This is a genomic window from Aeromonas sp. Y318-1 (assembly GCF_027706125.1).
Taxonomy (GTDB): domain Bacteria; phylum Pseudomonadota; class Gammaproteobacteria; order Enterobacterales; family Aeromonadaceae; genus Aeromonas; species Aeromonas hydrophila.
The window spans coordinates 97,524-111,959 of sequence record NZ_JAPDCM010000009.1 but is presented as its reverse complement, the minus strand read 5'-3'; the positions used below and the strand labels follow the sequence as shown (position 1 = coordinate 111,959).

9 protein-coding genes and 3 tRNA genes are annotated in these 14,436 nt (G+C 62.8%); 8 read left to right on the top strand and 4 right to left on the bottom strand.

Annotation, left to right across the window (positions count from 1 at the left end):
* The first annotated feature begins 2 nt into the window (after positions 1-2).
* From OKB87_RS14640 to OKB87_RS14630, 3 genes are all read left to right on the top strand, one after another.
* Positions 3-78 (top strand) — tRNA-Val (locus tag OKB87_RS14640).
* A 23-nt stretch (positions 79-101) separates the two neighbouring features.
* Positions 102-177, top strand: a tRNA-Lys gene (locus tag OKB87_RS14635).
* A gap of 17 nt (positions 178-194) precedes the next feature.
* A tRNA-Val gene (locus OKB87_RS14630) sits at positions 195-270 on the top strand.
* Positions 271-319: 49 nt separating this feature from the next.
* Here OKB87_RS14630 and OKB87_RS14625 read toward each other — a convergent pair.
* Entirely contained in the window at positions 320-2,425 is a 2,106-nt protein-coding gene (locus tag OKB87_RS14625) for a methyl-accepting chemotaxis protein (RefSeq protein ID WP_065475698.1), read from the bottom strand.
* A 140-nt stretch (positions 2,426-2,565) separates the two neighbouring features.
* Here OKB87_RS14625 and nadA point away from each other — a divergent pair, with 140 nt between their 5' ends.
* Complete coding sequence (nadA, locus tag OKB87_RS14620; RefSeq protein ID WP_045789014.1) at positions 2,566-3,639, top strand: quinolinate synthase NadA; 1,074 nt, start codon at positions 2,566-2,568, stop codon at positions 3,637-3,639.
* A gap of 70 nt (positions 3,640-3,709) precedes the next feature.
* On the opposite strand, the gene OKB87_RS14615 is transcribed toward nadA, so the two are convergent.
* Both OKB87_RS14615 and gap read right to left on the bottom strand, forming a co-directional pair.
* Positions 3,710-4,576 (bottom strand): D-hexose-6-phosphate mutarotase, encoded by an 867-nt coding sequence (locus OKB87_RS14615; RefSeq protein WP_045525443.1) that lies wholly within the window; start codon positions 4,574-4,576, stop codon positions 3,710-3,712.
* Between the two features lie 115 nt (positions 4,577-4,691).
* Positions 4,692-5,687: a type I glyceraldehyde-3-phosphate dehydrogenase gene (gene gap / locus OKB87_RS14610; RefSeq protein ID WP_011707358.1), complete on the bottom strand. Its 996-nt coding sequence runs from the start codon at positions 5,685-5,687 to the stop codon at positions 4,692-4,694.
* A 346-nt stretch (positions 5,688-6,033) separates the two neighbouring features.
* Here gap and malQ point away from each other — a divergent pair, with 346 nt between their 5' ends.
* The 4 genes from malQ to msrB all read left to right on the top strand — a co-directional run bounded on the left by malQ (position 6,034) and on the right by msrB (position 13,073).
* Positions 6,034-8,223, top strand: a complete 2,190-nt coding sequence (gene malQ, locus OKB87_RS14605; protein ID WP_270827834.1) for a 4-alpha-glucanotransferase — start codon at positions 6,034-6,036, stop codon at positions 8,221-8,223.
* Between the two features lie 82 nt (positions 8,224-8,305).
* Complete coding sequence (gene glgB, locus OKB87_RS14600) at positions 8,306-10,483, top strand: 1,4-alpha-glucan branching protein GlgB (protein WP_270827833.1); 2,178 nt, start codon at positions 8,306-8,308, stop codon at positions 10,481-10,483.
* The gene (glgX, locus tag OKB87_RS14595) at positions 10,483-12,624 is read left to right on the top strand and encodes a glycogen debranching protein GlgX (RefSeq protein ID WP_270827831.1); all 2,142 of its coding nucleotides are present in this window, start codon (positions 10,483-10,485) and stop codon (positions 12,622-12,624) included. Before glgB ends, glgX begins: the two co-directional genes overlap by 1 nt.
* A 56-nt stretch (positions 12,625-12,680) precedes the next feature.
* Positions 12,681-13,073 (top strand): peptide-methionine (R)-S-oxide reductase MsrB, encoded by a 393-nt coding sequence (gene msrB / locus OKB87_RS14590; RefSeq protein ID WP_017411114.1) that lies wholly within the window; start codon positions 12,681-12,683, stop codon positions 13,071-13,073.
* 82 nt (positions 13,074-13,155) lie between these two features.
* On the opposite strand, the gene chrA is transcribed toward msrB, so the two are convergent.
* On the bottom strand, positions 13,156-14,307 hold the full coding sequence (chrA, locus tag OKB87_RS14585) for a chromate efflux transporter (protein WP_270827830.1): 1,152 nt from the start codon (positions 14,305-14,307) through the stop codon (positions 13,156-13,158).
* Positions 14,308-14,436 lie beyond the last annotated feature (129 nt).

The following is a 14,436-nucleotide window of genomic DNA, read 5'->3' as shown; positions in this document are numbered from 1 at the left end:
CAGGTCGTTTAGCTCAGCTGGGAGAGCACCTCCCTTACAAGGAGGGGGTCACTGGTTCGATCCCAGTAACGACCACCAAGTTTGTAAAAAATGATTTAGATGGGTCGTTAGCTCAGTCGGTAGAGCAGTTGACTTTTAATCAATTGGTCGCTGGTTCGAATCCAGCACGACCCACCATCATTTCAAGAATCCCAGGTCGTTTAGCTCAGCTGGGAGAGCACCTCCCTTACAAGGAGGGGGTCACTGGTTCGATCCCAGTAACGACCACCAGATTGAAAAAGCCCGCAGCAATGCGGGCTTTTTTTATGGCCGTTCTGCGTCAGGTTCTCAGTCGATCGAGTTGGGTGGCCAGTGCCGTGGCAGCCTGCTCCAGCTGCTCGCTCAGGTGATGGCTGGCGTTGGCCTCCTGCCCCAGGGTGGTGGCGGCGTCGCCGATCCGCATCAGATTCTGGTTGATGGTGTCGCTGACGGCGCTCTGCTGCTCGGCCGCCGTGGCCACCTGGCTGATGTGATCGTGGATCTGCTGGATCTGGGTGACCACCTGATTGAGGGCCTCAAAGGCCTGCTCCGTCCCTTCCACCGTGCTGGCCGAGCGAGTGATGCCGGTACTCATCAACTGCTGGCTGCTGTTGACCTCGGTCTGCAGGCTGCCGATGAGCTGACCTATCTCGTCGGTGGACTCCCGGGTCTTGTTGGCCAGCGCCCGCACTTCGTCTGCTACCACGGCAAAGCCGCGCCCCATGTCGCCGGCCCGCGCCGCCTCTATGGCCGCATTGAGCGCCAGCAGGTTGGTCTGCTCGGCAATGGCCCTGATCACGTCGAGAATGCGGCTGATGTTGGTGCTGCGCTGAGCCACCTGGGCGACCGCCTTGTCGGCGAGGTGCATGTCTTCAACCAGGGTGTGGATCTCGGTGCGGGCCCGGCTCAGGGTCTGTTGGGCCGTGCTGATGTGATGGGTGGCCGTTTCCGACTCCTGGGCTGCCTGCTCGGCATAGCCCGCTACGCTGACCGCCGTGGTGCTCATCTGATGCATGGCACTGACCACGCTCTCCAGCTCCAGACTCTGCTCGTCCAGACTGCTGCGCATGGTGTCGGCCGTCTGCTTCATGCCCTGGGCCTGCTGGTGCACCTGCTGGCCGATCTGCTTGCTGCCCTGCACCATGCCGCGCAACTTGCCGAGGAAGGCGTTGAGGTGGCCGCCCAGCTCGATCAGCTCCTGGTGGGTGTCTATCCTCATCTGCTGGGTCAGGTCGCCCTCGTTGCTGGAGAGGTGGGACACATGGCGGCTGATGAGGGAGAGGGGGGCCGTGATGGTCTGGATGAACCAGATGAGCAGCGCCAGCGCCAGCAGGGTGATGACGACGATGGCGATCAGCTGTTGCTGCTGGGTGGCCTGCAGCAAGTCGCCAAGCTGGTTGCTGATGGTGTTGGCCTGGCTGAGTGCCAGCGCCTTGGGCACCTTGAGCATCAGCCACCACTGGGTATCGGCGGCGTCGATCCTGACCGGCTGTTGCAGGATGAAGTCGGTCTCGGTGTCCTGCTCCTGGCCGGTGGGGGCGGTGAGACCGGCTTCCGTCAGCGGCCGTCCCAGCTTGTCGGCGTGACGGTTGCTGCCGACGATGAGGCCCATCTTGCTGACCAGAGTGACCTCGGCCTGGTTGTCATACAGGCTCTTGCCGAGGTTCTCTGCCAATTGCTGGAAGATGGGCAGGTTCATGTCGACGCCGGTGATGCCGGCAAACTTGCCGGCTTTCAGAACGGGCACCGTCAGGCTGGTCATCAGCATCTTGTTGCCCGGGCTTATCTCGTAGAGGTAGGGCTCCATCAGACAGGGGTGCAGGGTGTCGCGGCCGCACAGGTACCATTCGCTGTTGCGGATGCCGAACTCGTTGACCGAGGTGTCGTATTTGGCGGCACTGGTGGCGGCATCCACCGGCTGCTGGCTGATCTGGCCGCCCTGGTCGCGGGTGAAATAAATTTCCAGGCTGCCCTTGCCGACGACGGAGTGGGAGGCGCCGGCCTGCCAGCTGGCATCTTGGCCGTCGTACCCGTCGGGTTCAAACTGGGCATAGATGGAGCTGATGCCGCCCGCTTGCTGCAGTCGGCTGTGAAGCAGCGTCTCGACCTGGGGGCGGCTCAGCAGCCTGTCCGGCTGCGCCATGCTGCCCTCCAGCTGGGCCGCCATGCCCAGCGGTACCTGATAGGACTGCTGCAACAGGTCGGCGATCTGCACCGCATAGCGTTCGGCCTGGAACTGCAGGGTACGGGAGACTTCCTGCTCCAGCGCCTGGCGGGTCTGGCTGACAATGTTGCTGCGCAGGGTGTTCAGCGAGGAGGACTGCATCAGGGTCATGGCGAGGCCGCTGGCGAGAAACAGCCCCATGGTGAGCAGTAGCAGCTTGGTTTTGAGGGAGCGTTGTTTCATTCGACAACTCCTTTAGCAAGAATGACAACGAATTACTTGAGTATATTCGGACACTTGCGCAGCACCGGATTTGTTGATGGGTTTGTGCGCGGCTTCTGGTTATAATTTTTGCCTTTCCAAGCGTTGATGGAACAGTCGCAATGAGCAATGCACTGAACAATGTCCCGCCGGTAGTCGAGATGGACTATCCGTTTCCGGCCAAGCCCCTTCCCCTGAGCGCCGAGCAGAAGACGACCCTGATCGCAGACATCAAGGCACTGCTCAAGGAGCGCAAGGCGGTGCTGGTCGCCCACTACTACACGGATCCCGAGATCCAGGCGCTGGCGGAGGAGACCGGTGGTTTCGTCGGCGACTCCCTCGAGATGGCCCGCTTTGGCCGCGATCATGAGGCGCAGACCCTGATCGTTGCCGGGGTGCGCTTCATGGGAGAGACCTCCAAGATCCTGAGCCCCCACAAGCGAGTCCTGATGCCGACGCTGGAGGCCGAGTGCTCGCTTGATCTGGGTTGCCCCATCGAACAGTTCTCCGCCTTCTGCGACGCCCATCCCGACCATATCGTGGTGGTCTATGCCAACACCTCGGCGGCGGTGAAGGCGCGGGCGGACTGGGTGGTCACCTCCAGCATCGCGCTGGAGATCGTCGAACATCTGGATAGCCAGGGTCACAAGATCATCTGGGGCCCGGACCGTCACCTCGGTGCCTACATCGAGAAGAAGACTGGCGCCGAGATGTTGCGCTGGCAGGGCCACTGCATCGTCCACGACGAGTTCAAGGCCCGCGCCCTGCGTGAGCTGAAGGAGCAGAATCCGGATGCCGCCGTGCTGGTCCACCCGGAGTCCCCTGCCTCGGTGATCGAGCTGGCCGATGCGGTGGGCTCTACCAGCCAGCTGATCAAGGCGGCCAAGGAGCTGCCCCAGCAGAAGCTGATCGTGGCGACCGATCGCGGCATCTTCTACAAGATGCAGCAGGCCTGCCCGGAGAAAGAGATGGTGGAGGCGCCGACCGGTGGCGATGGTGCGACCTGCCGCAGTTGCGCCCACTGCCCCTGGATGGCGATGAATGGCCTGGTGGCCATCAAGGAGGCCCTCACCGATGGCGCCGAGCGTCACGAGATCCTGGTGGACGAGGATCTGCGGGTGAAGGCCTTGATCCCGCTCGACCGCATGCTCAACTTCGCCGCCGAGCTCAGGCTCAAGACCCAGGGCAATGCCTGATCACCAAGACAAAGAGATGCAAAGAGGGCTCCCGCGGGAGCCCTCTTTATTTATCTGAACCTCATCCAGCTCAGATGATCACGGTGGAGAAGCTGTGCTCCTCATCCGGTGCAACGGTCACGCCTGCCTCGCTGGCGATGGCGGCTTCGACGCAGAGCATGGTGCGATAACCATCATCGCTCATGTCGGCCATGGCGCGGGCGCCTTCCAGCCAGGGGGTCCAGACCACCACGCTGTCGTGGTTACCGCTGACCACTCGGGTCTCGCGTTCGCCATCCTGGATGCTGACATGGGCCGCAGGCTGCCAATAGACCCGATCCAGCGGTCCGTTCAGGGTCAGAGGGCCCTGCTGCTGGCCATTCTGGCCGGTCAGTTTGTCGGCATAGGGCTCGCCAAGGCCGCTGACGCTCACTGACTCCGGTGAACTTATCTGCAGGTAGGTGTGCAGGGCGCCGCTGTAGACGAGCGGCGCTTTGCCGGTGTTGCGGGTGGTCAGTACCAGGGCCAGCTCCTTGCCGACCAGCACGTCCAGCTCCAGTTCGAAGGCATGAGGCCAGAGCTGACGGGTTGCCTCGTTGTCACGCAGAGACAGGTGGACGAGCGTACCATCGCCGTGATCGGAAACACCGTCCAGCGTCCACAGGCTGGTGCGGGCAAAGCCGTGGGAGGGCTTGCCGCTGCCGACGCGGGCAGGAGCCGGGCCGAACCAGGGCCAGCAGAGGGGAATGCCGCCGCGGATGGGTTTGCTGCCATCCAGTACTGCCTTGTCGCTGAGCCAGATGGAGGCGGGTTCGTCGTGACGCTGGTAGCTGAGCACGTGGGCGCCAAACAGGCTGATTTCTGCCTTGGCGTAGCCGTTGTCGACGGTCAGCAAGGGTTGGCCAGCCGGGTGGTGGCTGAGGGTACAGTGGGCAGTCAGAGAGCGTGTCGGTTGCATGAGGACTCCTGTGCTCGCGCACATTCAGAAGAGAGGGTTGGAAAAATCCCGGTCCAGAATACAAAAAGGCGGCCCATGGCCGCCTTTTTCAAGCTACTTGATTGCGTATCCCAAATTACTTGGAGATGTGAGCGATCAGGTCCAGAACTTTGCTGGAGTAGCCCATTTCGTTGTCGTACCAGGATACAACTTTAACGAATTTGTCGTTCAGCTGGATACCAGCCTTGGCGTCGAATACGGAGGTCTGACGCTCACCCAGGAAGTCGGTAGAAACCACTTCGTCTTCGGTGTAGCCCAGAACGCCCTTCATGGCGCCTTCGGAAGCAGCTTTCATCGCTTCGCAGATTTCTGCGTAGGTGGCAGCTTTCTTCAGGTTGACGGTCAGGTCAACAACAGACACGTCCGGAGTCGGAACGCGGAAAGCCATACCGGTCAGCAGGCCTTTCAGTTCCGGGATAACCACGCCAACAGCCTTGGCAGCACCGGTAGAGGACGGGATGATGTTCTGAGCCGCACCGCGGCCACCGCGCCAGTCTTTGGCAGACGGACCATCAACGGTCTTCTGGGTAGCAGTGGTAGCGTGAACGGTGGTCATCAGGCCGGACTCGATACCGAAGGTATCGTTCAGAACCTTGGCGATCGGAGCCAGGCAGTTGGTGGTGCAGGAAGCGTTGGAAACGATGTCCTGGCCAGCATAGGTAGCGTCGTTAACGCCCATTACGAACATCGGGGTAGCGTCTTTGGACGGACCGGTCAGAACGACTTTCTTGGCGCCGGCAGCGATGTGCTTGCGAGCAGTCTCGTCGGTCAGGAACAGACCGGTAGCTTCGGCAACAACGTCAACACCGATTTCGCCCCATTTCAGGTTGGCCGGGTCACGCTCAGCGGTAACACGTACGGTTTTGCCGTTGACAACCAGGTTGCCGTCTTTGACTTCAACGGTGCCCTTGAAGCGGCCGTGAGTGGAGTCGTACTTCAGCATGTAGGCCATGTAGTCAACGTCGATCAGATCGTTGATACCAACCACTTCGATGTCAGAACGCTCAGCGGCCAGACGGAAGACGAAACGGCCGATGCGGCCAAAACCGTTAATACCTACTTTGATAGTCATAATTGGTTACCTAACTGTTCAGTAGTCAAAGAAAATTCCGTTTGTAAATTTACTAGAACTCCCCCGTGAGTCAACCAACAATCTGTCTGAAATTGCGCTATATCATGAAAAACTGTGAAATTTATTTTCTGTTTATGTAACTGACTACCAGCTTTTGTCGAAATAACTATCTATCTCTTGGCGGTGCGGTTATCAACAATAGTGCCTGCTCGGTCACACAACCAGCCAGGCAGATGTGTAAAAATGTGCGCGGTTTAGCATGGCCCATAGAGCCACTGTTCAAGTACCACCCATAAAAATTAATCAAAATAGTATAGATAGAATCCACAGCGGGAATTCTCAAACTATGACCACCCTGATTGAACAGCTGGCTGCCGCCAAAGGTATCGCCAGCGAGTATGTTGATGCCTGGGGCCACCCGGCTCAGGTATCCGAAGAGAGCAAGGCTGCCATGCTGGGCGCCATGGGTTACCGCGTCGATGACGAGGCCGCCCTGACCGAGCAGCTTGAGCAGGAGCACCGCCAGCACTGGCTGCGTGCGCTGGATCCCGTGATGGTGGTCCGCAGTGGCGAGCCCATTACCCTCGAAGTCCGTCTGCCCATCGAATTCGTCAACGATGCCCTCCGCTGGCAGCTCAAGCTGGAGCAGGGCGGCCTGTTGTCCGGTCAGCTCACCCCCATCGACGGCGAGCTGGTCGGCGTGGCCGAATTCGAAGAGATGGAGTGCCAGGCCTATCGCGTGGCTTTGGATGTGCAGCCCGAGCTGGGTTATCACGATCTGATCCTGCTGGAGGAGGGCAATGACGAGCCGCTCGCCAGCATGCGCCTCATCGTCGCGCCCAAGGCGTGCTACAAGCAGCCTCCCATCGCCAATGGCCGCAAGGTGTGGGGCCCGAGCGTGCAGCTCTATTGCCTGCGCAGCCGCCACAACTGGGGCATCGGCGATTTCAGCGATCTGGGCCAGCTGGTCGAGAAGATGGCCGCCTGGGGCGCGCACTTCGTCGGTCTCAACCCGATTCATGCCCTCTATCCGGCCAACCCGGAGAGTGCCAGTCCCTACAGCCCCTCATCCCGACGCTGGCTCAACGTGGCCTACATCGATGTGGAAGCGGTGCCTGAATTTCTGGCCAATGCCCCGCTCAAGGCCGAGGTGGCGAACCCCGCCTTCCAGCAGCACTTGAGCGAGCTGCGTACCAAGGGCAACGTGGATTACACCGGCGTCGTCGAGACCAAACTCGGCATGCTGCGTCAGGTGTTTGACCAGGCCAGCCTGAGCACCGAGCGTCAGGCCGCCTTCGATGCCTTCGTTGCCGCCGGTGGCGACAGCCTGCAGCAACAGGCCGCCTTCGACGCCCTGCAAGCCCACTTCTACGCCAAAGGCGAGAATGCCTGGGGCTGGCCGGTGTGGCCGGAGCCGTTCCGTGACTACCACAATCCCGAAGTGGCAGCCTGGATGGCCGAGCACCGCCAGGATGTGAATTTCTACCTCTATCTGCAGTTCCTGGCCGATGAGCAGCTGGCCCAGGCCGACGCCCGTGCCAAGGCGGCCGGCATGGTGATGGGGATCTACCGCGATCTGGCGGTGGGCGTCTCCGAAGGCTCCACCGAGATCTGGGCCAACCGGGATCTCTACTGCCCGAAAGCCTCGGTCGGTGCGCCGCCCGATATTCTGGGCCCGCTCGGCCAGAACTGGGGCCTGCCCCCCATGAACCCGAACCAGCTGTTCGAGGCGGCTTATCAGCCGATGGTGGACTTGTTCCGTGCCAACATGCGCTCCTGCGGCGCGCTGCGCATCGACCACGTGATGGCCTTGCTGCGCCTGTGGTGGGTGCCGCCCGGAGAGTCGGCCGCCAAGGGCGCCTACATCTATTACCCGGTCAACGACCTGCTCGGCATCCTGGCCCTCGAGTCCCACCGCAATCAGTGTCTGCTGATCGGCGAGGATCTGGGGACCGTGCCGGAGGGGATCGACGTGACCCTCAAAGAGAACGGCGTCCACTCCTACAAGGTGTTCTTCTTCGAGCGCTCCAAGGCCGATGGCGGCTTCATCTCTCCGGCTCACTACGCCGAGCAGGCGATGTCGGCGCTGACCACCCATGACATGCCGACCCTCAAGGGCTTCTGGCATTGCGACGATCTGGCGCTGGGACGCGAACTGGGCTTGTATCCGGATGAAGACGTACTCAAGACCCTGTATGCTGATCGCCACCAGGCCAAGCAGCGCATCCTCGACAGCCTGCACGGCCACGGGGTGATCTCCGGCAACATCAGCCACGACGTGAACTGGGTCGGCATGAACACCGAGCTCAACCACGGTCTGCAACTGCACATGTCTCGCGGCAGCTGCGCCCTGTTCAGCACCCAGCTGGAGGATTGGCTGGAGATGGACAAGCCGGTCAACGTGCCGGGCACCAGTTACGAGTACCCGAACTGGCGCCGCAAGCTGTCTACCGATCTGGAGGATATTTTTGCCAATGAGGCGCTCAAGGCGCTGGCAGGCAAGATGAGCCAGGCCCGTGACGAGGCCAGTCGTTGAGCCACTGCCGACAAAACGTGACTCACTTACATCCGCTTCGGCCCAGGCCGGAGCGGATGCTCAGCTATGAAAGGAAATCTCGATGCTCGTTGAACGTTTGGTTGCAGCCCGCTGTTCCGATCCCTTCTCCCACTTAGGCCTGCAGGCCAATCCGGATGGGCCCGGCCTCAAGCTGACCGTCTGGTTACCCGATGCCCAGGCCGTACGGGTCAGGGATCTCAAGTCGGGCAAGATTGTTGCCACCCTGGCGCCCACCGATGATTCGGGCCTCTTTGAAACTGTTTTCACCCGCCGTAAAAATCCCTTCCCCTACCAGTTGCTTGCCGACTACCCAGATGCCACCGTCGAGGTCATCGATCCCTACCAGTTCCAGGATGCGGGCTGGGCCGGGTTGGCGGAACTCACCTACCAGCCAGAAAACCTCTACCACACGCTGGGTGCCCAGCTGCGTACCGTGGCGCATCTGGACCAGCAAGTGGAGGGGGTACGCTTTGCGGTCTATGCACCGAGCGCCACCGCGGTGAGCCTGATCGGCGATTTCAACTTCTGGGATGGCCGTCGCCACCCGATGCAGCGCAGCCAGTGCGGTCACTGGGTGCTGTTCGTGCCGGGCCTCAAGGCCGGGGATCGCTACAAGTTCGAACTGAAAGACCCGGCGGGCAACCGGCTGCCGCACAAGAGCGACCCGGTGGGCTTCTACTGCGAGCAGTACCCCTCGTTCGCCTCCGTGGTCTATGACCACGACCAGTACCAGTGGCAGGATGCCGCCTGGCGCGAGAGCCAGCTCAACGACAAACGTGAGCAGCCGCTCTCCATCTACGAGCTGCACGTCGGCTCCTGGAAACGCCACCCCAACGGCGACAGCCTGAGCTGGCGCGAACTGGCGGTGGAACTGGTGGATTACGTCAAGGGGATGGAGTACACCCACATCGAGCTGCTGCCGGTCTCCGAGCACCCGTTCAGCGGCTCCTGGGGCTACCAGCCGGTGGGCATGTTCTCGCCCACCAGCCGCTACGGCACCGCTGATGATTTCAAATACTTCGTGGATCAGTGCCACCAGGCGGGGATCGGCGTGATTCTTGACTGGGTGCCCGCCCACTTCCCGTCCGATGCCCACGGGCTGGCCCGCTTCGACGGCACCCCGCTCTACGAGTACGAGGATCCGCGCCGCGGCTGGCACCCGGACTGGAACTCCTACATCTATGACTTCGGTCGCAATACGGTGCGCCAGTTCCTGGTGGCCAGCGCCCTGTTCTGGCTCGACAAGTTCCACGTCGACGGCCTGCGGGTGGATGCGGTCGCCTCCATGCTCTATCTGGACTATTCGCGCAACGCCGGCGAGTGGGTGCCCAACGTCGATGGCGGCAACCACAACTACGAGGCGATCAGTCTGCTCAAGTGGACCAACGAGGAGGTGTACGGCAAGTACCCCCACGCCATGACCATCGCCGAGGAGTCCACCGCCTTTGCCGGGGTCTCCCGTCCCACCTTCCTGGGGGGCCTGGGTTTTGGCTTCAAGTGGAATATGGGCTGGATGCACGACACCCTCACCTACATGCAGAAAGAGCCCATTCACCGTCGCTACCACCACAACGACATGACCTTCTCCATGGTGTACCACTATGACGAGAACTTCATTCTGTCGCTCTCCCACGACGAGGTGGTGCACGGCAAGCACTCCATGCTCTACAAGATGCCGGGGGACGAGTGGCAGCAGGCGGCCAACCTGCGCGCCTACATGGGCTTCATGTATGCCCATCCCGGCAAGAAGCTCAACTTCATGGGCACCGAGATCGCCCAGAGCAACGAGTGGAATCACGATGCCCAGCTGCCCTGGCACCTGCTGCAGTATCCCAAGCACGGCGGCCAGCAGCGGCTGATCCACGATCTCAACCACCTCTACCGTCATGAACCTGCCTTGTATCAGGCGGATTATGAGCAAAACGGCTTCCGCTGGCTGGATCACAACGACGCTGACAACAGCATCTTTGCCTGGCTGCGGGCTGACAAGCAGGGGGCCAACCCGCTGGTGGTGGCCTGCAATTTCACGCCGGTGCCGCGGCTTGCCTATCGGCTCGGGGTGCCGGCGGCCGGTCACTACCGGGTGGTGCTCAACACCGACAGCGAGCATTACTGGGGCAGCAACTATGATGTGGGTCTGGTCTTCGCGGCCGAGCCGACCCCCTGGCAGGGGATGGCGCACAGCATAGTGCTGGATCTGCCGCCGCTCGCGACCTTGTTCATCAAACAGGAGTCTTGATGTTCGCAATGGAAAAGGGGCAGGACCATCCGCTGGGGGCCCTGCTCGACGAGACGGGTTGTCACTTCTGCGTCTGGGCGCCGCAATCGGACAAGGTGGAGCTCTGCCTGTTCGACGAGCAGGAGCGGGAGCTGGCTCGCCTCGAGCTGCCCGGCCGGCGCGGCCAGTACCGCTTCGGCAATGTGCGCGGTGTCAAGGCCGGTCAGCGCTACGGCTACCGGGTGCACGGCACGTCGCAGGAGGGGATGCTGTTCGACCCGGACAAGCTGCTGATCGACCCCTACGCCAAGGCGCTCAGTCGCCCGACCCACTGGGATGATGCCCTCTATCAGGGTGACAGTGCGGCCATGGTGGCCAAGTCCGTGGTGGTGGACGATGCCTTCGACTGGCAGGGAGTGGGCAAGCCCGCCATCGAGCCGGCCCGCACCGTCATCTATGAAACCCACGTCAAGGGCTTCACCCGCCAGCATCAGGGGGTGCCGAGCGAGCTGCGCGGCACCTATCTGGGCATCTGTCACCCGCTCATCATCGAGCATCTCAAATCCCTCGGCATCACCTCGGTGCAGTTGATGCCGGTGGCGGCCTTCATGTCCGAGCCCAGGCTCGAGCAGCTGGGGCTGACCAACTACTGGGGCTACAACCCCATCGCCTTCTTCGCCCCCGAACCGCGCTATGCGGCGCAGGAGGCGGTGACCGAGTTCAAGACCATGGTGCGCGAGCTGCACAGGGCCGGGCTCGAGGTGATCCTGGATGTGGTCTACAACCACACCGCGGAGTCGGGCTTCGACGGCCCCATGCTCTCCTTCAAGGGCTTTGACAACGCTGGTTACTACGCCTTCGAGGCGGGCGCCCACGGCCCCGATTACACTCGCCATGCCAACGTCACCGGCTGCGGCAACAGCGTCAATCTGGATCACCCCAACAGCCTGCGGCTGGTGCTCGACGCCCTGCGCTACTGGGTCACCGAGATGCAGGTGGATGGCTTTCGCTTCGATCTGGCGGTCACCCTGGCGCGCGAGGCGGGCGAGTTCGACCCCATGGGGGCCTTCTTCAAGGCCATGATGGCAGACCCCGTGCTGGCGCGGGTCAAGCTCATCGCCGAGCCCTGGGATATCGGCCCCTTCGGCTACCGGCTCGGCCAGTTCCCGAGCCAATGGCTGGAGATCAACGACCGCTACCGCGACACGGTGCGCGCCTTCTGGCGCGGCGATGCGGGCAAGATGGGGGACTTTGCCACCCGGCTGGTCGGCTCACGGGATCTGTTCCCGAAGAACTGGCGCTCCCCCCATACCAGCGTCAACTACCTCTGCTATCACGACGGCTTCACCCTGGAGGATCTGGTCTCTTACAACCAGCGCCACAATCAGGCCAACGGTGAGGACAACCGGGACGGTCACGGCAACAACCTCTCCAACAACCATGGCGTCGAGGGGCCAACCCTGGATCCGCGGGTCAACAACCTGCGCCAGCAGCAGAAGCGCAACCTGATCGCCACCCTGCTGCTGTCGCAAGGCACCCCGCACTTCCTCGCCGGCGACGAGATGGGCCGCAGCCAGCTCGGCAACAACAACGCCTACTGCCAGGACAACCAGATCAGCTGGGTCAACTGGCAGTGGCGGCCAGAGGACGAGCGGCTGCTCGCCTTCACCCAGCAGATGCTGGCGCTACGGGCGGAGTCCACCGTCTTCTCCAACCTGCAGCTGAGCGACGACAGCTGGAACGGCGCCCCCAGCAGCTGCCACCAGGTCAACTGGTATCACCCGGACGGCCATCAGCTCACCGATCAGGACTGGCACGCCCCCATGGGGCAGGCGTTCGCCATGGACATCGGCATGATCGGCTGCGGCGGGGAGCGCTGGTACGTGCTGTTCAACGCCAGCGACTACGACATCCAGTTCCGTCTGCCGCCGCCGGGGGAGGGGCTGGAGTGGATCCAGACCATCGACACCGCCACCAACGACGGGCTGCCGTTCCTGCCCGACGACATCAAGCGGCAGGTGGCGGTGGGCCGGGCCCACTCCCTCAAGCTGCTGGAGCGGGTCGCCCTGAGTGCGGTGGCGCTGGCCGAGGAGGGAGTGGTCGCCACCCCGGATGTTGCCGTCGTGTTGCCAACCGGATCACAGTTCCCGCTGGCGGGGTAGAGCGCGGCGCCCTGACTGGGTATGCTGGGCACCGATATTCACGGCAAGGAGTCAGTATGAGCGGCAACACCCCCAACCCCGAGCAGTGGCGCCGGCAGTTGAGCGCCGAGCAGTATCACGTCTGCTGGGAGAAGGGCACGGAGCGTCCCTACAGCGGCGCCCTGCTCCACAACCGCAAGAGCGGCGACTACCTGTGTGTCTGCTGCAAGCAGGTGCTGTTCCACTCGGATGCCAAGTTTGACTCGGGCTGCGGCTGGCCCTCGTTCGATCGGGCCATCGAGGGGACCGTGACCTACACCGAGGATGGCAGCCACGGCATGAAGCGGGTGGAGATCACCTGCAGCCAGTGTGGCTCCCACCTCGGCCACGTCTTCCCGGACGGGCCGACCGAAACCGGTCAGCGCTACTGCGTCAACAGCCTGAGTCTGGATTTCGATCCCGAGCCCTGAGTCTGGCGCCCGGCATGCATGCAAAAACGGCCCCCTGCCTTGGCAGGGGGCCGTTTCTTTGTGGCCGCTGCCTGGGCGCCTATCAGGCCAGCAGCAGGGTGGCGACCACCAGCAGGGTAGCCAGCGCCAGAATGGGCAGCTTGAGTCCCCGCAGCAGGTAGAAGCCGACGGCGGCCAGCGCCAGATCGGTGGGGGCCAGCACGGCGCTCTGCCAGACCGGCTGATAGAGCGCCGCCAGCAGCAGACCCACCACGGCGGCGTTGATGCCTGCCACGGCACCGGCGAGGCGAGGGCGGGCCAGCCAGCTCTGCCAGCAGGGGCCCATGGCCCACAGCAGCAAAAAGCCGGGCAGGAATAGCGCCAGGGTCGCCAGTAGGGCGCCGCCCACCGGGCTCGCCGGCAGCAACTGGGCGCCGAGATAGGTCGCCAGGGTGAACATGGGGCCGGGCACCAGCTGAGCCAGGCTGTAGCCGGTCAGGAACTGCTGCTGGTTGAGGCTGTGGCCCACGCTCTCCGCCAGCAGGGGCAGCACCACGTGGCCGCCGCCAAACACCAGGCTGCCGGCCCGGTAGAAGTCGGCGACCAGCTGGCCGACGGGGCCACCCAGCAGTGGCAGGCCGACAAACAGCAGGGCAAACAGCAGCAGGGTGGGCCAGTGGGGTTGGCGCGCAGGGGGGGACTGAGCGGGCGAGGGCTGTGGGCCTGGTGTTTGCGGCGCGCCAACGCGGGCACAGAGCAGGGCGGCGCCCGCCAGCATGACGAGCTGGGTCAGCAGGCCGGGTTGCCACCAGAGGGCGGCCGCGGTGGCGACCATGAGCCCCTGATTGCGCGTTGTCTTGCAGAACTGGCGGCTCATGGTGAGCACCGCATCGGCGACCACCACCAGCGCCAGCAGCTTGAGGCCGTGCAGGGCGGCATCGAGCCAGACGTTGTTGCCGAGCTGGCCCAGACCGATGGCGGCGGCCAGCAACAGCAGGAAGGAGGGGAGGGTGAAACCGGCGAAGGCGGCCAGTGCCCCACCGAGCCCGGCTCGCTGGCGGCCGATGGCAAAGCCGAGCTGGCTGGAGGCGGGGCCCGGCAGCAGTTGGCAGAGGGCCAGCGACTGGGCGAATTCGGCCTGGGTCAGCCAGCCCAGCCGCTCGACGAAGGTGCGCTGGAAGTAGCCGATATGGGCGGCGGGTCCGCCGAAGCTGACACAGCCCAACCATAAAAACTGAATAAACACCTGCCCCACGTCCTCACTCCCTCGTTGTCATCATCGCCCCCGATGATATGACAAAGCGGTGACTTTTTTATGACAAATCAGGGGGGCTGCTGGCAGGTAGCCGCGCCTTGTCAGCCACAGGTCACTCCATCGGCTGGC